Here is a 25,644-nt window from a genome sequence, read left to right as displayed (position 1 = left end):
CCGTCAGTGTGCGTCGGCCGCAACCGCTGGCGCGGCCACGGGCGCCGCCGTGGTGCGCGTCGCCGCCGCGACGAGCGCCGCGACCGCGCAGCTCGCCAGGCGCGTGCGTTCGCTGTCGGCGCGACTCGTCAGGATCACCGGCACGCGCGCGCCGAGCACGATGCCGGCCGCATCGGCATTCGCGAGGAACGTCAACTCCTTCGCGAGCATGTTGCCGGCCTCGAGGTCGGGCACGAGGAGGATGTCCGCATCGCCCGCGACCGCGGAACCGAGATGCTTGAGCCGCGCGGCCTCCGGGCTGATCGCGTTGTCGAGCGCGAGCGGCCCGTCGAGCAGCGCGCCGGTGATCTGGCCGCGCTCGGCCATCTTGCACAGCGCGGCCGCGTCGAGCGTCGACGGCAGCTTCGAGTTGACCGTCTCGACCGCCGACAGGATCGCCACCTTCGGCCGGGCGATGCCGAGCGCATGCGCGAGATCGATCGCGTTCTGCGCAATGTCGGCCTTCTGTTCGAGCGTCGGACGGATATTGACGGCCGCGTCGGTGATGAACAGCGGCTTGTGATAAGTCGGCACGTCCATGATGAACACGTGACTCAGGCGCCGCCCGGTGCGCAGCCCTGTGTCGGCACGCACCACCTCCGCCAACAACTCGTCGGTGTGCAGGCTGCCTTTCATCAGCGCCTGCGCATCTCCCGCGCGCACCAGCTCGACGGCGCACGCCGCCGACGCATGACTGTGCGGCGCATCCACGAGCCGATAGCCGGACAGGTCGATACCGAGCGTCGCGGCGAGCATCGTGATCCGCGCCACCGGGCCGACCAGCACGGGCACGATGATGCCGGCCCGGGCGGCGGCCGCCGCCGCGTGCAGAGATACCTCGTCGCAGGGATGTGCGACCGCGACCGTCACCGGGCGCAATGCGCGGCAACGCGCAATCAGCGCGTCGTATTTCTGATGCGTGCGCAACTCGGTCATCGACTGCCCCTTCGCAAGGATCACGTGAACGGATTCTGGTGCGGGACCGAGCGAAGTCGTTTGATTTCCGTCAATCGTTTCAGGTGAAGTCCCGATAGCATGAAATCACACGACGACATCCGGATGGCCGCGACGCCGCCCCCTGACATGCACATACGCGAAATCCGCTCGAAGATCGCCAGTACCTCGTCCACGCGCAAGATCACCAAGGCGATGGAAATGATGGCGCGCACCAAGATGGCGAGCGCGCAGCGACGCGCGCGCGAGTTCCGGCCGTACGCGGCGCGCATCGGCGCGATGGCGGAACGCGTGCTGCGCGACCGTCCCGACCATGTATCGGCGCTGATGGCGCGACGCGATACCGTGCGCCGCGTCGGCCTGATCGTCGTCAGCACCGATCGCGGGCTGTGCGGCCCGCTCAATGCGCGGCTGCTCGTCGAATGCGTGGATGCGCTCGAACGCTGGGACCGGGACGGCGTCGCTTGCGAACTGAGCGTGATCGGTGCGCGTGGCCTCGCGCCGTTGCTGCGCCACGGCGCGACCATCGCGGCACGTGCGAGCGGCCTGGCCGCCGAGCCGCACTTCGAGCAGTTGCTCGGTGCGCTGCTCGTGCCGCTGACCGCGTTCGTCAACGGCGAGCTCGACGAAGTGCACGTCGCGTACAACCGGCTGACGAGCCCGCTCGCGTACGAGCCGCGCATCGACGCGATGCTGCCGATCACGGGGCTCGACACCGGCGCGCCGACTGCCGACGCGGCCGCGTCCGACTATCTGTACGAGCCCGCGCCCAAACCGGTCGTGGACACGTTGCTGCTGCGCTACGTCGAGGCGACGCTCTATCAGGCCGTCGTCGAAAACTACGCGTGCGAGCAATGCGCGCGGATGTTCAGCATGCAGACCGCGACGGACAACGCCGACCGCGTGTTGCGCGACCTTCGGCACCTGTACCAGAAGACGCGACAGGCGCAGATCACCACCGAGCTGTGCGAAATCGTCGCCGGCGCGGCGGCGGTCTGAAGGAGTACGCATGAAGACGTCGATGAAGCTCGACATCGTGAGCGTGGAAGCGGTGCTGTATGCCGGCGACGCGCATTTCGTCGTCGTCCCGGGGGAAAGCGGAGAACTGGGGATCTACCCGCACCACGCGCCGCTGCTCACGCGGATCCGGCCGGGCGTCGTGATGCTCGTCGATGCGCCGACCGGCGAGCATCGCCGCCTCCTCGTCGCGGGCGGCGTGCTGGAGGTCAGCCGCGACGGCGTGACGCTGATCGCCGATCACGCGCTGCGCACGCCCGAACTCGACGATCTGCGCGCACGCGAAGCGCGGCATGCGGCCGACGACTGGCGCCGCCGCTACGCGCACGAAAACCGGCGCGCGTTCGATTTCGCGTCGGCCCGTGCGGAATTGATGGATGAAATCCGGCGCTTCTTTGCGATGGCGCTGCGGCAACAAGGGCCGCACGACGAGCCGGGCAGCGCCGGCTAGACACCGGCTCCGGTGCCGCCCGCTCAGTCGCGCAGCTTGCGAAAACGCGGCGTGCCGTCTTCGAGATTGCCGTTGAACATCGCTTCCGGCCGCACCCAAAGGCCGCGCGCATGCGGCCACAGATGCTCGTAGACGACCACCGATTCCTCGGTTTCGGAATGGCGCGCAACGCCGATGTAGCGGTACAGCCCGCCCTTGTAGTGACGGTGCGTCGCGAGCTGTTCGGCTTCCTGTTCGGTCATGATGGGATTCTCTTCGGCAAAAACGGAAAGCGCGTATTGTATGCGCTGCGCCGCGCGTCAGCGTTTCGCGTAGATGTCCGGGCGGCGGATCTCCATCAGCCGCTCGGGATTCGCGGACGGCCCGAAGCCGACCGGGCGGTACAGCTCGTGCGCATCGGTCGTCACGAGCATGATGCGGCGCAGCCGCTGCACCATCTCCTGCGCGAACACATGGTCGATCAGCGCGCGGCCGTAGCCGTTGCCGCGTTCGGCCGGCAACACGAACACGTCGCACAGGTACGCGAACGTCGCGTGATCGGTGACGAGCCGCGCGAACCCGACGAACCGGTCGCCGACATACGCGCCGAAGCACAGCGACCCCTCGATCGCCTTCTCGACCACATCGCGCGGAATGCCCTGCGACCAGTACGCGTCGCGATGCAGGAAGTCGTAGATCGCGTCGATGTCGAGTTCGCGCTTGTCGGTGGAAAATCTCAGCGTGGCGGGGGCGGCTGCGGGCACGGCTGTTCTCCGGTCGGGGTCGGAAGGCGGAGCATCGACGATACCGCGCCGTGGGGCGGGGGACAAGGGACACCGCCAATCCGCTGCAGCTGAACACAGGTGCGGCGTCTTGCCGGATGGTGATGGGCGACTACGCCGGGCACCATTGAACCTGTACAACAATCTGTACATATCCTTCGACGGTGCTATACTTGTACCATTATATGTACAAGTGAGGCACATCATGCGCACGATTCATTTTTCGGATGCCCGCGGCAATCTGAAGACCGTCATCGACCAGGTCGTCGACGACGCGGACGTGACGCTCATCACGCGCCGCGATGCACCGAACGCCGTCATCATGTCCCAGGACTACTACGACAGCCTGATGGAGACGGTTCACTTGCTGCGCTCGCCGGCCAACGTCGCCCATCTCGAACGCTCGATCGCGCAATTGCGCAAGGGCAAGGCGAAAGAGCACAAGCTCGCCGAGGACGACGAATGAGCGTACGCCGTGTGCTCTTTACTTCCGACGCGTGGGACGACTATGTCTACTGGCAGGGGCAGGATCGCAAGACGCTCAAGCGCATCAACCAGCTCATTCGCGAAGCCCAGCGAACGCCGTTCGAGGGCATCGGCAAGCCCGAGCCGCTAAAGGCCAATCTATCGGGTTTCTGGTCGCGGCGTATCGACGATACGAACCGTCTGGTCTACGAGGCTGATGACCATCAGATCGGCATCGTTTCCTGCCGCTACCACTACGAGTAGCGTGACCTCCATCTACCTTCGTCACGGCGCCGGCAACGTCTTGTCGGCCTTGCAACGCTTCAGCGGAAGCGGCTTCGCAGCGACGATCCTCGTTACCTCGCGCGTGTGCGGATCGATTTCCAGGTCGAGGCACGCGCAGCCGTAGCCGTGCTCTCCCGCGTTGGTGACGACCCAGCCCTGCGTCGACATGTCGGGCATCTCGTCGAGGCCCGGTACCGGCTCGTTGCCCATGGTCGACAATGTCCAGCTGCCGTCCCTGTCGACCAGCCACCAGTTGGCCGGCGTCGGATTCTCGAGCCATCCGCAACGTTTTACCGGAGCGGCGGCCACTTCCGTAGCAGCGGTCAACGCGAGGGCCGCGCCGAGAACCCACGTCGCACAATGGGCACGAGCGATTTTCATTTGATCGAATTCAGCCAGGAAGAGACATCGGGAAACCGCCAGCGCGGACGCCGGACAGCATACCGGGCTTTCCTTTCCGCGTCGCGCGCCAGCCGACAACACGCGCACGCCGCGCGGCACGCGCAAGCGACGGTGCAGGCACCGGGGCGCGATTCGGTGACAATGTCGCCTGTCCAATAAACCTGTCACGTCGCTTCATGACCTTCCGCCTCATCGCATTCGACTTCGACGGCACGCTCGCCGATTCGCTCGACAGCTTTCTCGCGGCGCTGTCGGAAGCGTCGCGCCTGCACGGCTTTCGCGACGCCACGCCCGAACTGCGCCCCGCGCTGCGCGGTATGTCGGCGCGCGACATCATTCGCGCGCTCGACGTGCCGATGTGGAAAGTACCGCGCGTGACGATCGACATGCGCCGCCTGATGCGGCCGCGCATCGCGCATGTGCGGCTCTTTCCCGGCGTCGATGAAACGTTCGACGCGCTCGCCGCGCGCGGCATCCGCATCGCGATCGCCACGTCGAATACCGAAGAGATCGTGCGTGACCGGCTCGGCCCGCGTGCCGGCGCACGCGTCGACCATTTCGCATGCGGCATTCCGCTGTTCGGCAAGGCGCGCCGTCTGCGCGCGCTCGTGCGCGAAGCCGGTGTGCGCGCAGACGAAGTGCTGTACGTCGGCGACGAGATCCGCGATGCAGACGCGGCCCGGCGTGCACATATCGCGTTCCAAGGCGTCGCGTGGGGCTACACAGCGCCCGACGCGTTGCAGGCACATTGCGCGACGCCGCTGCTGCCGCGCCTCGATGCGCTGCTCGATCGCGTTTAACGCTTTCGCGCACGCCACGCACACACGCGGCCCTCTCGCCCGACGGGCCTCCGCGGCAACAGCCGCGACAACATCACGCCGATGAAATGCCGACGACACGCGCGTGCATCTCATGCATTGCATGCGCCACGTGTGCGCAAAAATTGCCGCCACCGCACGCGCATCAGGTACGCAATACCTGTCCGCGCACGTGCGCCCCGTTTCGTCTTACCAACCGTTACACAAACCACAGCACGGTTGCACCTGCTACCCGACCACTCTCCTAGAATCAGTCGGGCCGGGAAACACTTCGACCGGCGCCGCGGCAGAGCGGCGGTCGAATCCGGCCCGGGCGCGCCCGGTCTCTCGCACAGCTACGGATCACGTCATCCGTTTTTTAAACCAGAGCCCCGATCGAAAGGAGGTCCCATGAACCGCTTTCCCCACATCTCGCGCCTTGCATTGTCTGCCGCCGGCCTGCTTCTCGTCGCCGTGACGGCGACCGCACAAACCGCCCAACCGGCACCCGCCGCGCCTGCTGCGCCGGCCGCCGCCGCGACGCGCATCCACGAAGCCGACCAGGCCTTCATTACGGACGGCACGAAGACTGTGTCGACGCAGCACGACGCGGCACGCATCGCCGATTCGCGCACGTCGGACAGCCAGGTCAAGGCCTTCGCGCAACGCGTATCGACCGACGACGAAAAGATCATCCAGGCGATGCGTGCGGCGAGCCCGCGCGGTGTAGACGTGCCGGCCAACGATCCCGACACGGCCGTGCTGAGCAGCATCAAGAGCCTGCGCGGCGCCGAGTTCGACAAGGCATATATCGAACAGGTCGCACTTGCCGGCCAGCAGAAGACGATCTCGGCATTCCAGGCCGAAATCGCATCGGGCCGCGACACGAAGCTGAAGGAAGTCGCACGCCAGTCGCTGCCGATCCTGCAAGCGCACTACGCAGACGCGCAAAAACTCGCACAGCGTCACCACCTCGCATCGGCGCAGTAACGCGATGCAGCGCCGCGCCTCGTGCGCGGCGCACCGCCCCCTGCGTCGCGCTGCCGCCTCCCCTGCTGTCGGCGCGACGCACGTCACACGTTACGTCGCGAGCTTCGCCGCCAGCCGCGCACTCACCTCCGGCCATTCGTCGTCGATGATGCTGAAGCGTACCGAGTTGCGCTTGCGGCCGTCCGGCATGATCCGCTCGTGACGCACGATCCCTTCCTGCTTCGCACCGAGCCGCAAGATCGCCGTGCGCGATTTCTCGTTCAGCTCGTCGGTGGTGAACTGCACCCGCACGCATTGCAGCGTGTCGAACGCATACGCGAGCAGCAGCCGCTTCGCTTCGGTATTCGCACGCGTGCGCTGCGCCGATTCGCTCAGCCACGTATGGCCGATCTCGAGCTTGCGATTCTTGCGGTCGATCTTCCAGAAGCGCGTGCTGCCGATCACGCGGCCCGATGCGCGATCGACGATCACGAACGGCATCACGGTGCCGGCCGCGCGCCCCTGCAATGCGGTATCGATATAGGCGTCGATAGTCTCCGCGCCAGGCACGACCGTGACCTTCAGATTCCACAACTCGCCGTCGGCTGCGGCATCCAGCAGCGCCTGCCGGTCGGATGCGTCGAGCGGCCGCAGAACGACGCGTTCGCCATAGAGGGTCGGCGGTTCGACGGAAGATGAAGCGTCGGTCATGACGGGATTCCGGAAAGTGAAGACGTTGGCGGCGAAACGCCCATCATACGGTGCCGCTAGCCGAGGTGCGCGGCCAGCCGGCGGCGGATCGCCTTCGCCTCGCCGCGCAGCGCGTCGGCGAACGCATCGACGAGCAGGCTCTTCGGCCGGTGCTCGGGCACGACCACGCTGACGCGGTACGGAAACGACCGCGTGAGCGGCCGCACGTGCAGGTCGCGCCCGACGAAATCGAGCGCGGTCAGCGGATTGACGATCGCGGCGCCGAGCCCCTGCCGCACGAACGCACACACCGACACGGCCGACGGCGTGTCGATCACCGAGCGCGGCGCGACACCGAGTTGCGCGAACGCCTCGTCGATCAGGATGCGGTACGGATCGTTCAGCGACAGGCTCACGAACGGACGATCGGCAAGATCGAGCAGATCGATCGCGTCCTGCGCGAGCAGCGGATGGCCGGCGGGCAGCACGCACACTTCGTCGACCTCGAGCAGCGGCGTGAGCACGGTGCCGGCCGGCGCGACGTCGCGCTCGGTCAGGCCGAGGTCGTAACGCTGCGCGGTGAGCCATTCCTCGAGCACCGGCGATTCCTGCGTCGCGACCGACACGCTGGCGCCCGCGTGAGCCTCGTGAAAACGGCGGCACGCGCCGGGCAGGATCGCATGCGAAAACGCCGGCAGCGCGATCACCGACAGCTGGCCGTCGCGAAATTCGCGCAGGCGCGCAGCCGTTGCCGCGACGCGTTCGAGCCCCACATAGGCGAGGCGCACGTCGTCGAACAGCGTGAGCGCGGCCATCGTCGGCCGCAGCCGGCCGTGCGTGCGCTCGAACAGCGCGAAGCCGACGACCTGCTCCATCCGCGCGAGTTCGCGGCTGATTGTCGGCTGCGACGTGTACAGCATCTCGGCCGCGCGCGTCGTGCTGCCGGTCACCATCAGCGCGCGGAAAACCTCGATATGACGGTGCGTAAGCATGGTCAGCTATATCAAAAATGAATCGAATCACGACAAACCGGCATTTTACTGTATAGACGATCCGATGCATCATCGACGCTATCCGTTCATTCGACCCGATTCATCCGCCATGTCCCTCGATTCCCGCCAGCTCGCGACGCTCGCCCAGCAATACGGCACCCCGCTGTGGGTGTACGACGCCGACGTCATCCGCGACCGCATCGCCCAACTGCGCCAGTTCGACGTCATCCGCTATGCGCAGAAGGCCAACTCGAACGTCCATATCCTGAAGCTGATGCGCGAAGAAGGCGCATGCGTCGACGCCGTGTCGCTCGGCGAGATCGAGCGCAGCCTCGCAGCGGGGTTCAGTTCGGCAGGCGAGCCGGAAGGCGTCGTGTTCACGGCCGACCTGATCGACCGCCCGACGCTCGCGGCCGTGCTGAAGCATGGCGTGACCGTCAACGCCGGTTCGCTCGACATGCTCGCGCGCATCGGCGAGCACGCGCCGGGCCACCGCGTGTGGCTGCGCGTGAACCCCGGCTTCGGCCACGGCCACAGCAACAAGACCAACACCGGCGGCCCGCAGAGCAAGCACGGCATCTGGATCGACGACGTGCCGCGCGCGATCGAGATCGTGCGCCAGCACGGGCTGAAGCTCGTCGGCATCCACATGCATATCGGCTCGGGCGTCGACTACGGCCATCTGTCGCAGGTGTGCGATGCGATGGTCGATCTCGTCACGTCGCTCGGCCATGACATCGACGCGATCTCGGCCGGCGGCGGCCTGTCGATCCCGTATCGCGACGGCGAGCCGCGCGTCGACGTCGGCCACTACTTCAGCCAGTGGGACGCCGCACGCAAGCGGATCGAGCGGCACCTCGGCCACCCGGTACGCATCGAGATCGAACCGGGCCGCTTTCTCGTCGCGGAAGCCGGCACGCTCGTCACCGAAGTGCAGGCCGTCAATCGCCGGCCGAAGCATGATTTCGTGCTGATCGACGCGGGCTTCAACGACCTGATGCGGCCGTCGATGTACGGCAGCTACCACGCGGTGTCCGTGCACGCGCACGACGGCACGCTGCCGGCCGGCCGGCCGTCGGTCGATCTCGCGATCGCGGGGCCGCTGTGTGAATCGGGTGACGTGTTCACGCAGGACGCGGGCGGCGTGGTCACGCACCGCAAACTGCCGCAGCCGCAGATCGGCGACCTGCTGTTCCTGCACGATGCGGGCGCGTATGGCGCGTCGATGTCGTCGAACTACAACAGCCGGCCGCTCGCGCCGGAAGTGCTCGTCGATCGCGGCACGCCGCGGCTGATCCGCCGCCGGCAGACGATCGAGGAACTGCTCGCGCTCGAAACGTTCGAGTAAAGCAACCTCGAGGAACGCGGCGCGTGTCACCCCGCGCGCTGCACCGGCGCCATCTTCGAGAAATACTTCGCGCCCGCCACGCAGCCGACCACGACGAGCGTCACGGCGACCATCGACGGCGGCACCGTCTCGTGCAGCAGGCCGGCCGCCAGCAGGAAACCGAAGAACGGCTGCAGCAACTGCAGCTGGCCGACGCCCGCGATCCCGCCGAGCGCGAGCCCGCGATACCAGAACACGAAGCCGATCAGCATGCTGAACAGCGACACGTACGCGAGCCCCCACAATGCAGCGGCATCGACGGCGTCGAACGACGCGGGCCACGTGAGCCACGCAAGCGGCACCATCAGCGGCAGCGACAGCACGAGCGCCCACGAGATCACCTGCCAGCCGCCGAGCTGGCGCGACAGGCGCGCGCCTTCCGCGTAGCCGAGCCCGCACGCGACGATCGCGGCCAGCATCAGCGCATCGCCGACGACCGACGCCTGCCCGCCGTTGCGCAGCGCAAACGCAGCCACCGCACCGCTGCCGACGATCGAGAAGATCCAGAACGGCAGCCGCGGCCGCTCGCCGCCGCGCCATACGCCGAAGAGTGCGGTTGCCAGCGGCAGCAGCCCGACGAACACGATCGCGTGCGCGGACGTCACGTGCTTCAGCGCCAGCGCGGTCAGCAGCGGAAAGCCGACCACGACGCCAAGCGCGACGATGGCCAGCGACACGGCCTCGGCCCGCGTCGGCCGCCGCTGCTTCAGCACGGCGAGCAGCAGCAGGCCGAGCGCACCGGCGATCGTCGCGCGTGCAAAGGTCAGGAACAGCGGGTCGAGTCCCTGCACCGCGACACGCGTCGCCGGCAGCGAGCCACTGAAGATGATCACGCCCAGCAGGCCGCTGAGCCATCCATCGGTCGTCTTTTGCACGGGAAATCCTGAACGGGAAAAGTGGATGACCATGATCCGCCGCCCGCGAAAAGCGCGTAAGCTACAGCCCAATACAATTCAGACAAACTGTACTGGACAACCGACCGTACAGTTCACTCGCCATGAGCCGAGCCGCCCTGCCTCCCGCCCCGCCCGCCGCGTCGCGCACGCGCGTCGAAACCGTGATGGACACCTTGCGCGCGCGCATCGCGAGCCGCGCGCTGATGCCTGGCGCGCGCGTGCCGTCGATCCGGATGATGGCCGACAGCCTGGGCGTGTCGAAATCGACGGTCGTCGACGCATACGAACGGCTGGCGAGCGAAGGCGTGCTGGTCGCACGGCGCGGCTCGGGTTTTTACGTGTCGGGCCACGCGCCGCCGCTCGCGCTCGCCGATCTCGGCCCGCGCCTCGATCGCGAGCTCGATCCGCTGTGGCTGTCGCGCCAGTCGCTCGAAGCGGCGCCGACGTCGGTGAAGCCCGGTTGCGGCTGGCTGCCGTCGTCGTGGTTGCCGGACGAGAGCCTGCGCCGCGCGCTGCGCGCCGTGTCGCGCGACGACGCCGACGCGCTGACCGACTACGCGACGCCGCTCGGCCTGCCCGCATTGCGCCAGCAGCTTGCCTGGCGGCTCGCGCAGCACGGCGTCCATGCGGAACCCGCGCAGATCATGCTGACCGACGGCGGCACGCATGCGCTCGATCTCGTGTGCCGCCTGCTGCTGGAGCCCGGCGACACGGTCGTGCTCGACGATCCGTGCTACTTCAATTTCCAGGCGTTGCTGCGCGCCCACCGTGCACGGATCGTCAGCGTTCCGTATACGCCGAACGGTCCCGATCTCGTGCGCTTCGAGCAGGTGCTCGCCGAGCACCGGCCGCGCCTGTACATCACCAACGCGGCGCTGCACAACCCGACCGGCGCGACGCTCGCACCGCCCGTCGCGCACCGGCTGCTGACGCTTGCGGCCGAGCACGGGCTGCTGATCGTCGAGGACGACATTTTCGCGGACTTCGAGAACGCTCCCGCGCCGCGCCTCGCGGCATTCGACGGACTGTCGCGCGTCGTGTCGATCGGCAGCTTCTCGAAGACGCTGTCGGCCGCGATCCGCTGCGGCTTCGTCGCCGCACGCCCGGAATGGATCGACGCGCTCGTCGACCTGAAGCTCGCGACGTCGTTCGGCAACGCGCAGATCGGTGCGAACGTCGTGCACCGGTTGTTGATCGACGGCACGTACCGGCGCCATCTCGACAGCCTGCACGCGCGTCTTGCGGATGCGATGGGCGAAACGATCCGGCGCCTGACGCGCGCCGGGCTCGGCATCTGGACGGAGCCGCGCGGCGGCCTGTTCGTGTGGGCGAAATTGCCCGACGGACTCGATGCCGCGCGCGTCGCGCGTCATGCGCTGGATCACGACGTCGTGCTGGCGCCCGGCAATGTGTTCAGTCCGTCGCATGGCGCGACGTCGTACATGCGCTTCAACGTGTCGCGCTGCAAGGGGCCCGCGGTGTTCGATGCGCTCGCGCGGGCGATGGATGCGGTGCGGGCAGGTGACCGCAGCGGCGTGCCGGTGGAGGCAGGTGGCAGATAAATGCCCGAAGCGGGCATCGGGAGAGGTTTCATACCTCCCCCACCTGCCTCACATCTCGCCCGCGTGCGCCCTCGCCCGCACCTCGGCAAACGATGTATCGACGAGCAAGCGCCCGGTATCGAACACGGTCTCGAGCGCCTCCTCCCATTCGCCTTCCAGTGCACGGTCGTCCCACGCAACGGGCAGCGTTACAGTCCGATACTCGCCGGTGCGGCGATTGCACAGCAACGTGAGCCGCCCCTTCTTCGAACGCTTGCCCTGATCGGTGACCGGATCCTTGCGGACGTCGTGCCACACGCCACCGCGCCGGATCGCCGAGCACTTCATCGCGAAACGCTGCGTATCGCGGTTCACCTGCTGCAACAGCGCACCGCCCATGCCGAACACGAGGTTGCCGGCCGCGTAGCCCGCATCGTCGAGCGCGGAGAGAATCGCTTCGATCGACGCCTCGTCGACACCGTCGCCCTGGATCACGCGCACACGGTTCAGCACCCGCCGCCCTTTTCCATTGACGGTCGAACCGAACGATGCGTCGAGCGCACGCACGGTCTGCAGCACGATCGTCACGGGGTCGCCCGAATCGGGGCGCACGACGAGCGTCGCACCCGAATCGAGCACGGCCTGCCGAAGCTCGCCGCCCCACAGATCGAGCGCGGCGAACAGATCGTAGGAGTCCGATACGACCGATACGATCGCATCGGGCAAGCCGAAGCGGTTGATCATGTTCCGGTACGCATCGATCTCGCCTTCGCGGCCCCATGACGTGATCGTGCTGTGCTCGGCCGCCGGCACCGAGTACGCGGCCATCGGCTCGCGATAGAAACGGTTCGCGGCCAGCACGCCGAGCACCGTGTCCGAGCCCATGAAGTTCACGAGGTGCGCGGCGCCGCCGATCGCGGCCGACTCCGCGCTCGACACGCCGCGCGCGCCGAAGTCGTGCAGCTTGAACGGCAGTTGCGCGAGATCGTCGTCGGTCTTTTCGAGGAAGCGGCGAATCGTCTGCCGCAGATGCCAGCTGCGGGTCGCGACCGTCACCGGATACCAGATGCGCAGCAGCATCGTCTCGAGATAAGACGCGAGCCAGAACACCTGCGGATCGTCGCATTCGACGGTCATCAGCACGTTGTGCACCGGTACGACCGAGCCTTCGGGCACCGCGCGGATCTTCACCGGCAGGTAGCCGTCGTAGCGTTCGACGATGTAGCGCCACCCCGCTTCGTTGAACGGCTCGCCGTGCGCCGCGAAGAAATCGCGTGCGTCGTCGATCATCGCGTGCGTGACGGGCTTGCACAGATATTCCTTCAGCAGCATCTGCAAGCCGAAGAACACCGTGCGGTCGTAGCATCCGCCGCGCGATTCGACGTACGAGAACATCGCCGACGCATCGGGCGGATATTGCAGGAAGTGCGAAGCCTTGTAGGAATCCGTATTGAGGATCGGATTGGCGAGAACCGCGGCAAAGCCGCCGAGATCGTTTTGCATGGCTAGAGCTCCTCTAGGCCGTTGAAGTGCCGCCGCGTCTGTCGCGGCGGACGGAATGCGGGGAATCAGCGGATCACAGCTTCCCCAGGAAGTGATACGCGATGTCGAAGTGATCCTCGAACATCACGTTGCGCATCTGCGCGAATTCGTTGAGCGGCACCCAGCGCGCCTTGTCGGCATCGTCGCTGCCCTTCACGCGCGGCAGCTCGCCGGTCGGGAAGTTGAACAGGCACGCGTGCGTGATCGTGCGGCCGCGCAGCGAACGCGTCGGGTGATCGAACACCTGGCGATCCTTGATCGAGCCGCGCAGCACGGGCTCCGGCAGCTTGAGGCCGGTTTCCTCGCGCAGTTCGCGGATGCAGGCCGCATCGAGCCGCTCGTCCTGGTTCACGAACCCGCCCGGCAGTGCCCACAGGCCGCGGCCCGGCTCGCTGCGGCGACGCACGAGCAGGATGTGGCCCGAGTGCACGACCACCGCGTCGACCGTCACGAACGTGACGGGATACGGTGCGGCCGCCCACGCCTTGCGATACGCGGCAATGAATTCGGCTTCCGACTTCAGCTGCGCGAATTCCGGCTGCGTGCGAAAACGCTCGAGCCAGCCGAACACGGGTTCCGGCACGGCCCACTGCACGAAGCTGTTGGTACGTTCGGCGAAATACTGGTCGCGGATCTCGGTGGCGGAAATGTCTTCCGTCGCGTCGACGTCGACGAGTTCCCATTGCGGGAACATCCGCAGGTAATACGACGTGGCGTCCTTCTCGTGGCCGATCAGCCCGACCTTGCGCTGTGCGATGTCGCCGAGCGTGGACGCGACGGCTTCCTGCACCCAGCGCACCCAGTCGCCGTCGTTGTACGTCGAATCCTGCAGCGGCGCGATCGTCACGCGGTCGCGCTCGGACGCGTCGAGCAGCGAAGCCAGCATCTGGCGGCGCTCGTCGAACGAGAACGGATCCTTGATGGTGCGGGGCTTGTCGGTCGATCCGATCAGCACGCACACGCGCTCGGCCCGGCTCAGCGCCGACTTCAGCACGTTCAGGTGACCACGATGCGGAGGCTGGAAACGACCAATGAAAACGAGCGCGTCGAAGCGCCGGTTCTGTTGCGTACTCATGAGGCTCCCTCAAGAGATTGAAACGCTCCGGGTCTGTCCCGAAGGGTTGTATCGAATCCTAGGTGAAATCCCGAGGTGCGTCAATCGCGCCCGTTCGAGCACACGCTCGACTTGACGAAGTCTGACGAAACGCGCGTTTTTGGCGGGTTACACTCGATTTCATCCTAATCCGCGCCCTTGCCCGCCATCATGAGGATCTCAGTCAGCCGGACCGTCGGCGTCGATCGCAGACGCCTCTTCACGTGGTCGCAGGATTACGCGCGGCGGCTCGTGTGGGACAGTTTCCTTACCGACGCCTATCTGCTCGACGGAACGACGGCCGACGTCGGTGTCGACGCGTTCTGCCGCAGCCAGTCGGGCGCGACGATGGTGTCGCGCTACATCTCGTACCGCCCGCCGCAGGTCGCCGCCGTCGAAATGGTCGAGGGGCCCAAGGTGCTCGAACGCTTCAGCGGCAGCTGGAATTTCACCGAACACACGCCCGGGTCGACCGAGGTGAAGTTCACGTACAACTTCCGCGCCCAGCCGTCCTGGCTGCGCTGGCTGCTCGAACCGCTGATCGGCGCGTTCTATCTCGTGCAGACACGCCGACGTCTCGATTCGTTCAAGCGCTGGGCCGAGGCCGAGGCGTTGCCGCACTGACCTGCGCGTGCCGCCGGCCGCGCCATCGGATATTTGCCAGATTCGCCGAACCCGGGGAAACTACGGGCCACCGTCATCCCGACGGCATGCCCTGCCCGAGAGAACAGGGCGCGCTCCCTGTAACGGCATCGACACAAACACAATCCGATGAGCCTGATATCCCGATTCTTTGGCCGCAAGGAAGCGCCCGAAAACCCCGTCGCGCTGGTCGCGGCCCCCGACGTCGAGAATCCATTGAGCGTGGCGGTCGTCTTCGACGGCCCGCTGCAGGTCGACATTGCCGCGCTGACGGCCGCGCTGCGTGCCTATCACCCGAGCATGAAACAGGCGCGCGTCGAAACCGAGCCGACGCTGGAGCAGGTATTCGGGCTCGCCGGCTGGGGCGACCATGTCGTCCGGCTGGTCGGATTCGATGCGCCCTATCCGTCCGACGCGCTGGAGACGTGCGTCGCACCCGCCCACTACGGGCAGGACCTGAAGCAGCAGGTACGCGCGAGCCGCAGCCACGTGATCCTCTACTACGCCGGGCACGAAGCGAATCCGCTCGACCAGTATGTCGCGCTGGCGGCCGTCGCCGGCGCGCTGGCCGAGCAGAACGGCGTCGCGGTGCTGAACGAGCATGCGCACACGTCGTTGCCGGCCGGCGTCTTCAACGCGAAGGAACTCGGCGAAGAAAGCCTCGAGGTGCTGCGCGACATCCCGCTGAACCTGTTCTTCTGCGGCTTCGTGAAATACGAGGTCGAAGGCGTCGAAGGCGTGTGGATGCGCACCTATGGCGCCGACGTGTTCGGCCTCCCCGATTTCGCCGCGCTCGCGGCGGGCCATCACGAAGGCGAACGCTATTCGGGCATCTTCAACAACGTGATGCACTACCTGCTGGACAGCGGCGCACGGATGCACGCGGGCGAGACGATGCAGATCGGCTCGGAAACGTACATGAAGCTGCGCGAACCGCTCGAACACGAGTATTACCTGCGGGGTCCTGCGCAGGTGCTGGTGGCCGAACTGATCTCGGCCGACGAAATCAATCGCTGAAACGCACGTCGATGCGCGGCGCGCGGGGGCGAACGTTCTCGAAACGAACCGCGCGCCGCCACGCCAAATGACGGCTGCGTGACAGTCGTCCACCCGATGAGGAGATGTCCGTGTTCGGCATTCGCGTCGCTCTCACGCTGGCCGCGATCGGCCTTTCGTTGTCGGCCCATGCAGACGGCATCGACTGCTCGCGTGCGAAGACACGCACCGATCGCCTGATCTGCGGCGACAAGGCGCTCGTCTCGGCCGACACCACCCTGTCGAACGCGTACTACGATGCGATCGGCATCGCGGCCGACCAGCAGGCCGTCGTCCGGTCGCAACGTGCATGGCTCGCGCAGCGCGATGCGTGCGCCGACGCCGCGTGCATCGCCACCGCGTACCGCGACCGCACGGCTGCGCTGAAGCAGGTGAAACACGCGGGCTGGAAAACCTACCGCGATCCCGCGCTCGGCATTTCGTTCGAATACCTCGCGAACCGGCAGGTGAAAAAGCCGTGCCCGGAAGGCGGCAGCGACCATTGCGTCGCGATCGTCGGCCGGAACATGACCTACAGCAGCAGCTTCATCTCGTTCGAGATCGTCGACGGCGCGCTGGAACCGGTCGCGGAGAAAGAAGCGGGCTTCGTGAAGGACGACGACGGCAAGTGGGTGACGTCGTACGGCCCCGGCATTCCGCAGGAAGTCGAGCGCTTCTCGGGCCCCGGCTGGCGCGGCATGCGCGCGACGATCACGTGCGGTATCAGCGATCCGGAAACCGGCTTCCATGCTGCCGGCGGCGAATGCTACTGGGCCGTGCTGAGCAACGGCAAGCGCTCGGCCGTCGCGGGCACGCAAGGCATCGTCGGCACCGACGATGCAACGTTGCACAGCGTGTCGACGTTCCGGTTCGAACGCTAGCGCGTCACGAACGTATCCGCGCCCGATTCGCGGCGCAACATCGCTTCCGTGATGGCGAACAAGGTGCGAAATGCGTGTTCAAGCCGACACGCCGCCACGCGCCACCTGCTGCCGAACCTGCGCGTGCGTGCCGAGCGCGGCGGCAATCGCATCGACCGCTTCGGCCGCGCGCGCCGCGCCGCACATGAATGCGTCGACGGCCGCGAAGCGATGCTCTGGCCACGTGTGGATCGTGATGTGCGACTCGGCGAGCAGCACGACACCCGTCACGCCATGCTCGCCGCCGAAGTGATGGAAATGCGCGCCGATCACGCGCGCGCCGGCCTGCCGCGCGGCGCCGGTGAGGATCGCTTCCAGCCGCGCGGTGTCGCGCAACAGTGCCGCATCGATGCCGGCCAGATCGGCCAGCACGTGCGAGCCGAGCGTCGCACGTGGCGGCTCGATCCCGTCGCGTGCGGTCATTTGTGCGACCCGTACGACGAGTAGCCGCTGCGGGCCGACGAACTGCCCCAGCCGCTGCCGCCCGACCCGCTGCCGCCGATCGACGCGCAGCTGAACAGCGTGACGACGAACAGGCCGTAGAGGCCGTAGAGGATGTACCGGATCACGACTTGCCCCCGTCCGACGCAAAGCCCTTCCACAGCCATTCCGGCAGCCACAGCACCAGCAGGCCGACCAGCACGTAGACGGTGCGGCCGCTGAACGAGAACAGCGTTCCCATGTTGAAGATCACGAGCAACGCGCTGAACACCCACGGCAGCGGCGCGAAACTGTGCGGACTTTTCCCGCCGAACAGGCCCGTCGACGCTGCCGCCCCCGAAGCAGCAGCAAGCGCCGGCGCGCTGAAACGTTCGGCAAGCGCGCTGCCCGACAGCGGCCGTGCGCGCGACCAGACGATTTCCGCATCGCTGCGCTCGCGCGTCAGCTTGTCCTTCTGCCAGCCGTAATCGATGATCGACGTGCGATCGCCCACCTGCACGCGCCAGTTGAACGCACCGACCACGTAGACGACCTCCGAGTCGTATTCCTCGCGCAGCCGGTAGGTCTTGCCGCCGTCGGTCACGTCGGAATCGCTGCCGATCGTCGGCCATTGGTCGAGCACCTTCACGCGCTCCCAGCGCCCCTCGCTCTGCACCAGCCACAGGAAGCCGCGCTTCGGGTTCAGCAGCAGGTATTCGTCCCAGGTTTCGTCGTCGCCCGGCACGCGGCAGCGCATCATCCCGATCACCGTGTACTTCACGCCGTCGAACGTGCCGATCGCACCGAGTTCCAGCGCGCCCTTCACCGAGTCGAGCTTGCGCTGCGCCGCGAACACGGTCTGCTGCTCGGCCGTGCACTGCACGCCCGCATGGCAGCTTCCGCATACGACGTAGTCGGCCAGGTTCGGCAGATACGACAGCGGCGCGCCGCAGCTCGGGCACGCGAACGGCACCATCTCCGCGCCGCGCTTCTCGCGCGTGTCGTGTTCGGTGTCGCGCAGCCCGGTGAACGCCAGCGCGTCGAACTCCAGTGCTTCACCCGTGTAGACGGCCGGGCTGCCGCCGTTCGAGTCGGCGTCGGAATAATCGTAAGTCGCGAATGCGTTGCCGGTCCGCAGGTCGACGACACGCGCCTCCCAACCCGCATCGACGCGGAACGGCAACTCGCCGTCGCCGCCCGTGCACCGCGCGGTACGCACGTCGGACACGAGATACGCGCGGCCGCCGTGGTCGATCCGCATGCCCGGCTCGAGCGTGCCGAATGCGGGCCACGCGCCGCCGGACGCATCGTCGGGCTCACGCACCGTGACCGCGTACTGGCCCGACGCATCCGACAGCCAGCCGAACGCGCCGTCGTCGAACACGACGTACCACTCGCTCCACGCGCCGGCGTCGTAGGTCATCTGGATGCGCCCGAGCACCGTGAACGCACGCTTGCCGTAGCGGCCGGCCGTACCGATCTGGATCGGCGAAGCATCGTCGAGCACCGTGGCCAGCTCGCCGATCCGTTCGACGTCGGCGCCGCGCTTGAGCAGCGTGCTGCGGCAGAACGCGCAGACGGCCATCACGGCCGCCGCCGAGCGAAACTCGACTGGCGCGCCGCACTGGGGGCACGAGGTGCTGAACATGCGCGACGTTTACCGGGTGAGCTTCGCGAGGATCTCGGCCTTCGCGCGCGAATATTCGTCTTCGGTCACGAGCCCCTTGTCGAACAGTGCCTTCAGCTGTTCGAGCCGCTGCACGTAATCGGTGCCCTCGGCCGGCGCGGCAGCGACGGGCGCCGCGGCGGGCGCGGGCGGTGCGGGCGGCGCCGGTTGCGCGGCGCCCGCGATCTGGCCGGCCATCGCCTGCCCGATCGCCGCACCGGCTGCGAGCCCCGCGCCGACCCCGGCGATGCCGCCCGGGTTCTGCGCGGCGAGCGGAATCGCCTGCGCGGTCTGGTATTGCGTGGCGCGTGCGAGATCGCCGGCCATCCCCGCGCCGATCCGCAGGTCGAGCGCCTTCTGCAGCTCGGCCGGCAGCGACACGCTTTCAACCGCGAACGCGTCGAGCGCGAGCCCGTAGCGCGTGAATACCGGCACCAGCGCCTCGGCGACGCGCTGCGACAGCAGCGACTGGTTCGCGGCCATGTCGACGAACGGCACGTCGGCCGAGCCGAACGTCGTGCTCATCGCGGTGACGACCAGGTTGCGCAGCTGCTGCTCGAGATCGTCGACCGTGTACGCCGCGCGCGTGCCGCTGACCTCGCGGTGGAACGCGGCCGCATCGACGATCCGGTACGAGTAGATGCCGAACGCGCGCAGTTGCACGAAGCCGAATTCACGATCGCGGATCGTCACCGGCTGCGCGGTACCCCAGCGCCGGCCGAGCTGCAGCCGCGTGCTGAAGAAGTAGACGTCCGACTTGAAAGGCGACTGAAAGAATTTGTCCCAGTTCTTCAGGTACGTGAGTACCGGCAGCGTATTCGTTTCCAGCGTGTACAGCCCCGGCTGGAACACGTCGGCCACCTTGCCTTCGTTGACGAAGATCGCGACCTGCGTTTCGCGCACGGTCAGCTTGCCGCCGTACTGGATCTCCTGGTCTTCCATCGGATAGCGCCAGGCCAGCACGCCGTCGGTGTCTTCCGTCCATTGCAGGACGTCGATGAACTGCTTGCGGATGAATGAACCCAGACTCATGTCGGTCTCCTCGAAACGCGTGGCGCGTCAGGTCAGGCAGGCGGCATTGATGATGCCGACGACGAGCGACGCGGTGCCCATCAGGCCGCCCATCGCGACGTTGCGATCCTCGATTGCATGATTCATGCCGGGCATCAGGCGCGTCAGCGCCGCATAGGTGATCAATTGCACGATCATCGCGCCGACGGCCCAGATCACGACTTCGCCGAGCGTCGAGTTGTGCGCGATGCTGGACGCGAGCGTCAGGCAGAAACCGATCAGCGCGCCGCCGAACGACAGCGTCGCGGCCGCGTTGCCGTCGCGGATCAGCGCCAGTTCGTCGAACGGGGTGACCTTCAGGTACACTGCCGCGAACACAAGAAGCAGCACGAACGCCGACAGTAAATGAACCGCATAAAGATAGGCACTATTCATTCTTTCCCTCGGATTTTGTGCTCGGTTCGCCGCCCCGTCGCCGGCCGGCCCGTGCAGGGCCAGCTGACAAAATTCCGCGCCAGTATATCCACATTGCCGACCGCCGCACAACGGACGCACCATGCTGCATAGGCGTGCGCTCGTCCTGTCGATTCTCGTGCTCGCGTCGTGCGGGCTCGGCTACGAACTGATCAGCAGCGCGCTGTCGAGCTACCTGCTCGGCGATTCGATCCTGCAGTTCTCGTCGGTGATCGGCACCTACCTGTTCGCGATGGGGATCGGCTCGTGGCTCGCGAAGTTCGTCGAGGACGACGACGTGCTCGACCGCTTCGTCGACATCGAGCTGCTCGTCGGCCTGCTCGGCGGCGTGTCGGCCGCGCTGCTGTTCGCGGTGTTCGCGTGGCTCGCGGCGCCGTTCCGCGCGGCGCTCTACGCGCTCGTGCTCGCGCTCGGCCTGCTGATCGGGATGGAGATCCCGCTCGTGATGCGCGCGTTCCAGCAACGGCGCCAGGCGTTCCGCCACACCGTCAGCGAAGTGCTGACCTTCGACTATCTCGGCTCGCTCGCCGTGTCGCTGATCTTCCCGCTCGTGCTCGCGCCGCGTCTCGGCCTGCTGCGCACGAGCTTCCTGTTCGGCCTCCTGAACGCGTTCGTCGCGCTGTGGACGACGCACCTGTTCCGCGACGAGATCCGCAACGTACGCGGCAAGCTGATGCGCGCGGCGCTCGTGATCGGGCTGCTGGTCGCCGGGTTCGCGCTGTCGGACCGCATCACGCACTGGGCCGAGCACGGGGTGTACGGCGACGAGACGATCTATTCGGAAACGACGCCGTACCAGCGCATCGTGCTCACGCAGTGGCACGACGACATGCGGCTGTACCTGAACGGCAACCTGCAGTTCTCGTCGCGCGACGAGCATCGCTATCACGAGGCGCTGATCCACCCGGCGATCGACGCGCTGCCGTGGGCGAAGCGCGTGCTCGTGCTCGGCGGCGGCGACGGCCTGGCGGTGCGCGAACTGCTCAAGCACCGCAATCTCGAACAGATCACGCTCGTGGACCTCGATCCCGCGATGACGAAGCTGTTCTCGACGTCCGTGCCGCTCGTCAAGCTGAACCAGGGGTCGCTGAAGGACCCGCGCGTACGCGTGATCAACGATGACGCCGTCCGCTGGCTCGAATCGAATGCCGACGTGTATGACGCGATCGTCGTCGACTTCCCCGATCCGACCAACTTCGGCCTCGGCCGGCTGTATTCGGTGCCGGTGTTCCGGCTGCTCGCGCGCCACCTGTCGGAGAACGGCTATGCGGTGATCCAGTCGACGTCGCCGTACTTCGCTCCGCACGCGTACTGGACCATCATCGCGACGCTGCACGAAGCCGGGCTCAACACGTGGCCGTACCACTGCTACGTGCCGTCGTTCGGCGACTGGGGCTTCGTGATCGCCGGCAAGCGCCGCGACTTCACGGTGCCGACGCACTACTCGGTGCCGACGCGCTGGCTCGATGCGCAGACGGCCGCCGAGATGTTCCACTTCCCGGCCGACATGCCGGCGCTGCCGATGTCGCCGAACGAACTCAACGACCAGCCGCTCGTGCGCCGCTTCGACGACGACTGGAAACACGTGCTGCGCTGATGGACCGCCGCACGTTCCTCGTTGCGTCGGCGGCCGCGTCGCTCGCCGCATGCGGCCGCACCGGCTGGATCGAGACGACGCCGCGCGTTGCCTACCCCGGCATGCGCGAAGGCCACGCGCTGCGCGACCATGCAACGCTGCCGCCGCCGTCGGGCACGATCGAGACGGATGTCGCGATCCTCGGCGCCGGCGCGGCCGGACTGTCGTGCGCATGGCAGCTCGCGCGCGCGGGCCACAAGCGCTTCACCGTGCTCGCGGGCCCCGAATTCGGCGGCAATGCGGCCGGCGGCCGCTTCGGCGATCTCGGCTATCCGAAAGGCGCGCACTACCTGCCGCTGCCGTCGCTCGAATCCGCGCATCTGCGCGACATGCTCGCCGATCTCGGCGTGATCGAATCCGCGCCGTTCTCCACGCGCCCCGTGTACGACGAGCGCGCACTCGTGCACGCGCCCGACGAACGGCTCTTCATCGCCGGCCAGTGGCAGGACGGCATCGTGCCGACCGCCGGCCTCGGCGCCGACGAGCTCGCGCAGCAGGCGAAGTTCTTCGCGTACACGGACGGACTGCGCGCCGCGCGCGGCACCGACGGCCGCAAGGTGTTCTGCATCCCGATCGCCGAATCGTCGCGCGACCCGCAATGGCGTGCGCTCGACCGGCGCTCGTTCCGCCAGTGGCTGCTCGACGAGGGCTACACCGCGAAGGCGCTGCACTGGTACCTGAACTACTGCTGCCGCGACGACTACGGCGCGGGCTACGAGCACGTCTCCGCCTGGGCCGGCCTGCACTATTTCTCGTCGCGCGGCGGCCATGCAGGCGATGCGAGCGACGGCGCGGTGCTGACCTGGCCCGACGGGCTGCACACGATGGTGACGAAGCTGGGCGCTTCGATCACCGCGCGCACCGGCTCGAACGCGTGGTCGCGGGACGGCTTTGCCGTGCGCGCGACCGAGCGCGCAGGCGGCGTCGACGTGCTGTGCGCGCGCATCGACGATGACGGCACGCTGTCGACGTTCACGCTGAAGGCGCGTCGCGTCGTGAGCGCGATGCCGCTGTTCGTCGCGGCGCGCGTGTTCCCGCAGCTTGCCGCGTATGGATTCGAACCTGCGCGCGACCTGCCGCCGCGCGCGCCGTGGCTCGTGTCCAATTTCCTGCTCGACGGGATGCCGGCCGAAGAAGCAGGCGTGCCGCTCGCGTGGGACAACGTCGTCTACGACGGCGCGGCGCTCGGCTACGTGGTGTCCACGCACCAGTTGATCCGGATGTCGCCGCCGACGCGCTCGGTGTTCTCCGCGTATCAGGCGTTGAGTACGCAGACGCCTGACGATACGCGCCGCTGGCTTGCGCATGCGCGGCCCGACGCGTTGCGCGAACAGGCGGCGATCGACCTGCAGGCCGTCTACGGGCGCGAGCTGTGGAAACACGCGACGGCGCTCGAGATCACGGTGCGCGGCCACGCGATGGCGACGCCCGACGTCGGCTTCCTGAGCCGGCCGGGCCTGCTCGCGCTGCGCGATGCCGACGGCCCCGTCGTGTTCGCGCACGCCGACCTGTCCGGGCTGTCGCTGTTCGAGGAAGCGTCGTACTGGGGCACGCTCGCGGCCCGGCGCGTGCTCGCCTGACGGCCGACGTTCGTCATTGCGGCGCCGCCGCCACCCGCTATAATCGCGCGACATTCCGACTGCATCGAGCAGGCCGACGGCGCCGCACCGTGCGACGCGCCGTATGCCCTCCGCGACAACAACAATGACGAACCGTACCCTTCGACGCCTTCACCCGCTCGTGCGCGCCGCCGCGCGCGTGCTCGCGTGCGCCCCGCTGCTCGGCGCGCCGCCGGCGCTGCATGCAGCCGACACCGCAGGCACCACCGGCACCGAGCCCGCCGCCGGCCGTTACATCGTCGTCGACACCGGTCATACGCCGGCGCACCCCGGTTCCACCGGTGCAAGCGGCCGCGTCGAATACCTGTACAACCTCGACCTGTCCGGCGCGGTCGCGGAAAAGCTCGCCGCGCACGGCGACCGCGTGCTGCGCACATCGGCCGACGGCCGCGAGATCAAGCTCGATCAACGCTCGACGCAGGCGCCCGACGCGAACCTGTTCGTGTCGATCCATCACGACTCGATGCAGCAGCAATTCATCGACGCGGGCCGGCAACGTGAATTCCACGGCTTCTCGGTGTTCGTGTCGGAACGCAATCCGCACTATGCGGAAAGCCTGCGTTGCGCGAAGGCCATCGCCGAGCGGCTGGTCGCGGCTGGCGAACGGCCGTCGCTGTATCACGCGCAGCCGATCCGCGGCGAGAACCGCCCGCTGATCGACCCGCAACTCGGCATCCACCGATTCGACGATCTCGTCGTGCTGCGCACCGCGCCGATTCCGGCCGTGCTCGTCGAAGCCGGCGTGATCGTCAATCCGGACGAAGAAGCACGACTCGCGCGGCGCGAGACGATCCAGCGCCTGTCCACCGCGATCGCGGGCGGGATCGACGCATGCACGACGCCGCAATAAATGACGATATCGCCCGTCGGGCTCAACGGTTTTCACCCAGTCAGGAGCATCAAAATGAAAAAGAAGAATCTGTTCGCATCCTGCGCGCTGCTCGCGCTCACCGTTCCGTTCGCCGCTCACGCGGCCGGCTGCGGGAAGCCGCGCAGCGCGTTCGACCAGGTGTACTGCACCAGCACGCAGTTCTCGCAATCCGACCGCGATCTGAACGACGAATACGGCCGCCTGCGCAAGCAGCTGAGCGGCGACCAGCAGGCGACGCTGAAGGCCGGTCAGCTCGCGTGGCTGAAGCAACGCGATGCGCAGTGCAGCGAGACGCGCGGCAGCAGCTATCTCGTGGATATCCAGTGCGCGAACGACATGACGCAGTCGCGGCTGTCGTTCCTGCGCGAGCGTGAGCGCGAATGCTCGAGCACCGGGTGCGTGACGTCGAAGCTCGGCGAGTAAGGTCGTCGCACGTGCCATGCCGCGACGCATTTCGCGGCATGGCATGCTCGAAAGGAACGACGATGCGGCATGAATTCTCCGAAGTCCTCAACGACCTGATCGACTATTTCCTCGTCGGCGATCTTCTGCTGCTGAAGCGCTACAAGGAAACCCATCGGCTGTCAGATAACGTCGCGTCCGAGTTCACGACCGGCGACAGCGGCGACCATGCCGTGCTCGAAGGTATCGTCATTCCACTGGCCGGCATCGAGAATCATCCGTACACGATCATCTTCACGCTGGATGACGACACCCCCGAATTGCTGAAGGCCGGCAGCCGCCTGCAGCATCGCCGAGGCGGATACGTACTGCGCGTCGAGCATCGTTCGGTGATGCTTTACACATGGCGCATTCTCGAATGCCTCACCGACGAGACGGTGAACGCATTGCTCACGCGTTATCGCGAACCCGGCAGGCCCGTGATCGATCTCGACAACGGCTGGTACGACGTCGAAATCCTCGGCGGCGAAGTGCCGCGCAACGGCTGGTTCGAGCCCGCGTTCGAGTTCGTGCTGAAGAAAACCGAGATGCCCGCCGACGCATCGCAACTGGATCTCGGCTACAGTTTCGCAATCGCCGCCAGTCTGGATCCGGCGGATTGAAACCC

General features: G+C 67.1%; 30 protein-coding genes. 16 read left to right on the top strand and 14 right to left on the bottom strand.

What is annotated here, in order from left to right; all coding sequences use genetic code 11:
* Positions 1–3: 3 nt before the first annotated feature.
* A complete protein-coding gene (locus AC5LXX_RS20330) occupies positions 4–975 on the bottom strand; it encodes a phosphate acetyltransferase (protein WP_493413390.1) in 972 nt (323 codons plus the stop codon).
* A 147-nt stretch (positions 976–1,122) separates the two neighbouring features.
* On the opposite strand from AC5LXX_RS20330, the gene atpG reads away from it, so the two are divergent.
* Together atpG and atpC are read left to right on the top strand one after the other, a co-directional pair.
* Positions 1,123–1,992, top strand: coding sequence for an ATP synthase F1 subunit gamma (atpG, locus tag AC5LXX_RS20325; RefSeq protein WP_493413389.1), 870 nt, complete (start codon positions 1,123–1,125; stop codon positions 1,990–1,992).
* Positions 1,993–2,002: 10 nt separating this feature from the next.
* Complete coding sequence (atpC, locus tag AC5LXX_RS20320) at positions 2,003–2,461, top strand: ATP synthase F1 subunit epsilon (protein WP_493412860.1); 459 nt, start codon at positions 2,003–2,005, stop codon at positions 2,459–2,461.
* A 23-nt stretch (positions 2,462–2,484) separates the two neighbouring features.
* Here atpC and AC5LXX_RS20315 read toward each other — a convergent pair whose 3' ends face one another.
* Positions 2,485–2,703, bottom strand: a complete 219-nt coding sequence (locus AC5LXX_RS20315; protein WP_006480837.1) for a DUF1653 domain-containing protein — start codon at positions 2,701–2,703, stop codon at positions 2,485–2,487.
* A gap of 57 nt (positions 2,704–2,760) precedes the next feature.
* Complete coding sequence (locus AC5LXX_RS20310) at positions 2,761–3,204, bottom strand: GNAT family N-acetyltransferase (protein WP_493412859.1); 444 nt, start codon at positions 3,202–3,204, stop codon at positions 2,761–2,763.
* Between the two features lie 223 nt (positions 3,205–3,427).
* On the opposite strand from AC5LXX_RS20310, the gene AC5LXX_RS20305 reads away from it, so the two are divergent.
* Together AC5LXX_RS20305 and AC5LXX_RS20300 are read left to right on the top strand one after the other, a co-directional pair.
* Positions 3,428–3,688: a type II toxin-antitoxin system Phd/YefM family antitoxin gene (locus AC5LXX_RS20305; protein WP_011547275.1), complete on the top strand. Its 261-nt coding sequence runs from the start codon at positions 3,428–3,430 to the stop codon at positions 3,686–3,688.
* On the top strand, positions 3,685–3,951 hold the full coding sequence (locus tag AC5LXX_RS20300; protein WP_493412858.1) for a Txe/YoeB family addiction module toxin: 267 nt from the start codon (positions 3,685–3,687) through the stop codon (positions 3,949–3,951). The genes AC5LXX_RS20305 and AC5LXX_RS20300 overlap by 4 nt, the downstream gene beginning before the upstream one ends.
* 21 nt (positions 3,952–3,972) lie before the next feature.
* Here the strand turns inward: AC5LXX_RS20300 and AC5LXX_RS20295 are convergent, their stop codons facing one another.
* Complete coding sequence (locus AC5LXX_RS20295; protein WP_493412857.1) at positions 3,973–4,299, bottom strand: DUF4087 domain-containing protein; 327 nt, start codon at positions 4,297–4,299, stop codon at positions 3,973–3,975.
* Between the two features lie 251 nt (positions 4,300–4,550).
* Between AC5LXX_RS20295 and AC5LXX_RS20290 the strand changes: the two genes are divergently transcribed.
* Positions 4,551–5,174: an HAD hydrolase-like protein gene (locus tag AC5LXX_RS20290; protein WP_493412856.1), complete on the top strand. Its 624-nt coding sequence runs from the start codon at positions 4,551–4,553 to the stop codon at positions 5,172–5,174.
* A gap of 408 nt (positions 5,175–5,582) precedes the next feature.
* Complete coding sequence (locus AC5LXX_RS20285; protein ID WP_493412855.1) at positions 5,583–6,161, top strand: DUF4142 domain-containing protein; 579 nt, start codon at positions 5,583–5,585, stop codon at positions 6,159–6,161.
* Between the two features lie 90 nt (positions 6,162–6,251).
* Here the strand turns inward: AC5LXX_RS20285 and AC5LXX_RS20280 are convergent, their stop codons facing one another.
* Positions 6,252–6,851 carry a GNAT family N-acetyltransferase gene (locus AC5LXX_RS20280; RefSeq protein ID WP_493412854.1) on the bottom strand — a complete coding sequence of 200 codons (600 nt, stop codon included), beginning with the start codon at positions 6,849–6,851 and terminating at the stop codon, positions 6,252–6,254.
* Between the two features lie 56 nt (positions 6,852–6,907).
* Positions 6,908–7,822: a LysR family transcriptional regulator gene (locus tag AC5LXX_RS20275; RefSeq protein WP_322081289.1), complete on the bottom strand. Its 915-nt coding sequence runs from the start codon at positions 7,820–7,822 to the stop codon at positions 6,908–6,910.
* A gap of 109 nt (positions 7,823–7,931) precedes the next feature.
* Between AC5LXX_RS20275 and lysA the strand changes: the two genes are divergently transcribed.
* Positions 7,932–9,170, top strand: a complete 1,239-nt coding sequence (gene lysA, locus AC5LXX_RS20270; RefSeq protein WP_493412853.1) for a diaminopimelate decarboxylase — start codon at positions 7,932–7,934, stop codon at positions 9,168–9,170.
* Between the two features lie 26 nt (positions 9,171–9,196).
* On the opposite strand, the gene AC5LXX_RS20265 is transcribed toward lysA, so the two are convergent.
* The gene (locus AC5LXX_RS20265) at positions 9,197–10,084 is read right to left on the bottom strand and encodes a DMT family transporter (protein ID WP_493412852.1); all 888 of its coding nucleotides are present in this window, start codon (positions 10,082–10,084) and stop codon (positions 9,197–9,199) included.
* A 122-nt stretch (positions 10,085–10,206) separates the two neighbouring features.
* Here AC5LXX_RS20265 and AC5LXX_RS20260 point away from each other — a divergent pair, with 122 nt between their 5' ends.
* Positions 10,207–11,667 carry an aminotransferase-like domain-containing protein gene (locus AC5LXX_RS20260; protein WP_493412851.1) on the top strand — a complete coding sequence of 487 codons (1,461 nt, stop codon included), beginning with the start codon at positions 10,207–10,209 and terminating at the stop codon, positions 11,665–11,667.
* A 48-nt stretch (positions 11,668–11,715) separates the two neighbouring features.
* On the opposite strand, the gene AC5LXX_RS20255 is transcribed toward AC5LXX_RS20260, so the two are convergent.
* The gene (locus AC5LXX_RS20255) at positions 11,716–13,149 is read right to left on the bottom strand and encodes a nicotinate phosphoribosyltransferase (protein WP_493412850.1); all 1,434 of its coding nucleotides are present in this window, start codon (positions 13,147–13,149) and stop codon (positions 11,716–11,718) included.
* Between the two features lie 73 nt (positions 13,150–13,222).
* The gene (locus tag AC5LXX_RS20250) at positions 13,223–14,263 is read right to left on the bottom strand and encodes a bifunctional nicotinamide-nucleotide adenylyltransferase/Nudix hydroxylase (protein WP_059793393.1); all 1,041 of its coding nucleotides are present in this window, start codon (positions 14,261–14,263) and stop codon (positions 13,223–13,225) included.
* Between the two features lie 189 nt (positions 14,264–14,452).
* On the opposite strand from AC5LXX_RS20250, the gene AC5LXX_RS20245 reads away from it, so the two are divergent.
* From AC5LXX_RS20245 to AC5LXX_RS20235, 3 genes are all read left to right on the top strand, one after another.
* On the top strand, positions 14,453–14,905 hold the full coding sequence (locus AC5LXX_RS20245; RefSeq protein WP_124449597.1) for a type II toxin-antitoxin system RatA family toxin: 453 nt from the start codon (positions 14,453–14,455) through the stop codon (positions 14,903–14,905).
* A gap of 147 nt (positions 14,906–15,052) precedes the next feature.
* Entirely contained in the window at positions 15,053–15,940 is an 888-nt protein-coding gene (locus AC5LXX_RS20240; RefSeq protein WP_493412849.1) for a DUF4261 domain-containing protein, read from the top strand.
* 110 nt (positions 15,941–16,050) lie between these two features.
* The gene (locus AC5LXX_RS20235) at positions 16,051–16,839 is read left to right on the top strand and encodes a lysozyme inhibitor LprI family protein (protein WP_493412848.1); all 789 of its coding nucleotides are present in this window, start codon (positions 16,051–16,053) and stop codon (positions 16,837–16,839) included.
* A 78-nt stretch (positions 16,840–16,917) separates the two neighbouring features.
* On the opposite strand, the gene speD is transcribed toward AC5LXX_RS20235, so the two are convergent.
* The 5 genes from speD to AC5LXX_RS20210 are packed head-to-tail and all read right to left on the bottom strand — an operon-like array spanning position 16,918 to position 20,410.
* Complete coding sequence (gene speD / locus AC5LXX_RS20230) at positions 16,918–17,301, bottom strand: adenosylmethionine decarboxylase (protein WP_124449593.1); 384 nt, start codon at positions 17,299–17,301, stop codon at positions 16,918–16,920.
* Entirely contained in the window at positions 17,298–17,447 is a 150-nt protein-coding gene (locus AC5LXX_RS20225) for a hypothetical protein (protein ID WP_185658142.1), read from the bottom strand. Before AC5LXX_RS20225 ends, speD begins: the two co-directional genes overlap by 4 nt.
* A complete protein-coding gene (locus AC5LXX_RS20220) occupies positions 17,444–18,946 on the bottom strand; it encodes a DUF4178 domain-containing protein (protein ID WP_493412847.1) in 1,503 nt (500 codons plus the stop codon). Before AC5LXX_RS20220 ends, AC5LXX_RS20225 begins: the two co-directional genes overlap by 4 nt.
* A gap of 9 nt (positions 18,947–18,955) precedes the next feature.
* The gene (locus tag AC5LXX_RS20215; RefSeq protein ID WP_493412846.1) at positions 18,956–19,996 is read right to left on the bottom strand and encodes an SPFH domain-containing protein; all 1,041 of its coding nucleotides are present in this window, start codon (positions 19,994–19,996) and stop codon (positions 18,956–18,958) included.
* 27 nt (positions 19,997–20,023) lie between these two features.
* Positions 20,024–20,410: a DUF350 domain-containing protein gene (locus AC5LXX_RS20210; RefSeq protein WP_059239663.1), complete on the bottom strand. Its 387-nt coding sequence runs from the start codon at positions 20,408–20,410 to the stop codon at positions 20,024–20,026.
* 121 nt (positions 20,411–20,531) lie between these two features.
* On the opposite strand from AC5LXX_RS20210, the gene AC5LXX_RS20205 reads away from it, so the two are divergent.
* The 5 genes from AC5LXX_RS20205 to AC5LXX_RS20185 all read left to right on the top strand — a co-directional run bounded on the left by AC5LXX_RS20205 (position 20,532) and on the right by AC5LXX_RS20185 (position 25,639).
* Positions 20,532–22,046 (top strand): polyamine aminopropyltransferase, encoded by a 1,515-nt coding sequence (locus AC5LXX_RS20205; protein ID WP_493412845.1) that lies wholly within the window; start codon positions 20,532–20,534, stop codon positions 22,044–22,046.
* The gene (locus tag AC5LXX_RS20200; RefSeq protein WP_493412844.1) at positions 22,046–23,665 is read left to right on the top strand and encodes an NAD(P)-binding protein; all 1,620 of its coding nucleotides are present in this window, start codon (positions 22,046–22,048) and stop codon (positions 23,663–23,665) included. Before AC5LXX_RS20205 ends, AC5LXX_RS20200 begins: the two co-directional genes overlap by 1 nt.
* Positions 23,666–23,789: 124 nt before the next feature.
* Positions 23,790–24,554, top strand: coding sequence for an N-acetylmuramoyl-L-alanine amidase family protein (locus AC5LXX_RS20195; protein WP_493412843.1), 765 nt, complete (start codon positions 23,790–23,792; stop codon positions 24,552–24,554).
* Between the two features lie 54 nt (positions 24,555–24,608).
* Positions 24,609–24,998 (top strand): lysozyme inhibitor LprI family protein, encoded by a 390-nt coding sequence (locus tag AC5LXX_RS20190; RefSeq protein WP_124449581.1) that lies wholly within the window; start codon positions 24,609–24,611, stop codon positions 24,996–24,998.
* A 62-nt stretch (positions 24,999–25,060) separates the two neighbouring features.
* Complete coding sequence (locus AC5LXX_RS20185) at positions 25,061–25,639, top strand: hypothetical protein (protein ID WP_493413388.1); 579 nt, start codon at positions 25,061–25,063, stop codon at positions 25,637–25,639.
* Positions 25,640–25,644 lie beyond the last annotated feature (5 nt).

Source organism: Burkholderia torrens (assembly GCF_984668525.1).
This window is presented reverse-complemented; position numbering and strand designations above follow the sequence as displayed.

Bases quoted from the DNA above. Each gene is read 5' to 3' on its own strand.
- AC5LXX_RS20330 (WP_493413390.1), bottom strand. From the start codon at position 975: ATGACCGAGTTGCGCACGCATCAGAAATACGACGCGCTGATTGCGCGT.
- atpG (WP_493413389.1), top strand. From the start codon at position 1,123: ATGCACATACGCGAAATCCGCTCGAAGATCGCCAGTACCTCGTCCACG.
- atpC (WP_493412860.1), top strand. From the start codon at position 2,003: ATGAAGACGTCGATGAAGCTCGACATCGTGAGCGTGGAAGCGGTGCTG.
- AC5LXX_RS20315 (WP_006480837.1), bottom strand. From the start codon at position 2,703: ATGACCGAACAGGAAGCCGAACAGCTCGCGACGCACCGTCACTACAAG.
- AC5LXX_RS20305 (WP_011547275.1), top strand. From the start codon at position 3,428: ATGCGCACGATTCATTTTTCGGATGCCCGCGGCAATCTGAAGACCGTC.
- AC5LXX_RS20300 (WP_493412858.1), top strand. From the start codon at position 3,685: ATGAGCGTACGCCGTGTGCTCTTTACTTCCGACGCGTGGGACGACTAT.
- AC5LXX_RS20290 (WP_493412856.1), top strand. From the start codon at position 4,551: ATGACCTTCCGCCTCATCGCATTCGACTTCGACGGCACGCTCGCCGAT.
- AC5LXX_RS20285 (WP_493412855.1), top strand. From the start codon at position 5,583: ATGAACCGCTTTCCCCACATCTCGCGCCTTGCATTGTCTGCCGCCGGC.
- AC5LXX_RS20280 (WP_493412854.1), bottom strand. From the start codon at position 6,851: ATGACCGACGCTTCATCTTCCGTCGAACCGCCGACCCTCTATGGCGAA.
- AC5LXX_RS20275 (WP_322081289.1), bottom strand. From the start codon at position 7,822: ATGCTTACGCACCGTCATATCGAGGTTTTCCGCGCGCTGATGGTGACC.
- lysA (WP_493412853.1), top strand. From the start codon at position 7,932: ATGTCCCTCGATTCCCGCCAGCTCGCGACGCTCGCCCAGCAATACGGC.
- AC5LXX_RS20260 (WP_493412851.1), top strand. From the start codon at position 10,207: ATGAGCCGAGCCGCCCTGCCTCCCGCCCCGCCCGCCGCGTCGCGCACG.
- AC5LXX_RS20255 (WP_493412850.1), bottom strand. From the start codon at position 13,149: ATGCAAAACGATCTCGGCGGCTTTGCCGCGGTTCTCGCCAATCCGATC.
- AC5LXX_RS20250 (WP_059793393.1), bottom strand. From the start codon at position 14,263: ATGAGTACGCAACAGAACCGGCGCTTCGACGCGCTCGTTTTCATTGGT.
- AC5LXX_RS20245 (WP_124449597.1), top strand. From the start codon at position 14,453: ATGAGGATCTCAGTCAGCCGGACCGTCGGCGTCGATCGCAGACGCCTC.
- AC5LXX_RS20240 (WP_493412849.1), top strand. From the start codon at position 15,053: ATGAGCCTGATATCCCGATTCTTTGGCCGCAAGGAAGCGCCCGAAAAC.
- speD (WP_124449593.1), bottom strand. From the start codon at position 17,301: ATGACCGCACGCGACGGGATCGAGCCGCCACGTGCGACGCTCGGCTCG.
- AC5LXX_RS20220 (WP_493412847.1), bottom strand. From the start codon at position 18,946: ATGTTCAGCACCTCGTGCCCCCAGTGCGGCGCGCCAGTCGAGTTTCGC.
- AC5LXX_RS20215 (WP_493412846.1), bottom strand. From the start codon at position 19,996: ATGAGTCTGGGTTCATTCATCCGCAAGCAGTTCATCGACGTCCTGCAA.
- AC5LXX_RS20210 (WP_059239663.1), bottom strand. From the start codon at position 20,410: ATGAATAGTGCCTATCTTTATGCGGTTCATTTACTGTCGGCGTTCGTG.
- AC5LXX_RS20205 (WP_493412845.1), top strand. From the start codon at position 20,532: ATGCTGCATAGGCGTGCGCTCGTCCTGTCGATTCTCGTGCTCGCGTCG.
- AC5LXX_RS20200 (WP_493412844.1), top strand. From the start codon at position 22,046: ATGGACCGCCGCACGTTCCTCGTTGCGTCGGCGGCCGCGTCGCTCGCC.
- AC5LXX_RS20195 (WP_493412843.1), top strand. From the start codon at position 23,790: ATGACGAACCGTACCCTTCGACGCCTTCACCCGCTCGTGCGCGCCGCC.
- AC5LXX_RS20190 (WP_124449581.1), top strand. From the start codon at position 24,609: ATGAAAAAGAAGAATCTGTTCGCATCCTGCGCGCTGCTCGCGCTCACC.
- AC5LXX_RS20185 (WP_493413388.1), top strand. From the start codon at position 25,061: ATGCGGCATGAATTCTCCGAAGTCCTCAACGACCTGATCGACTATTTC.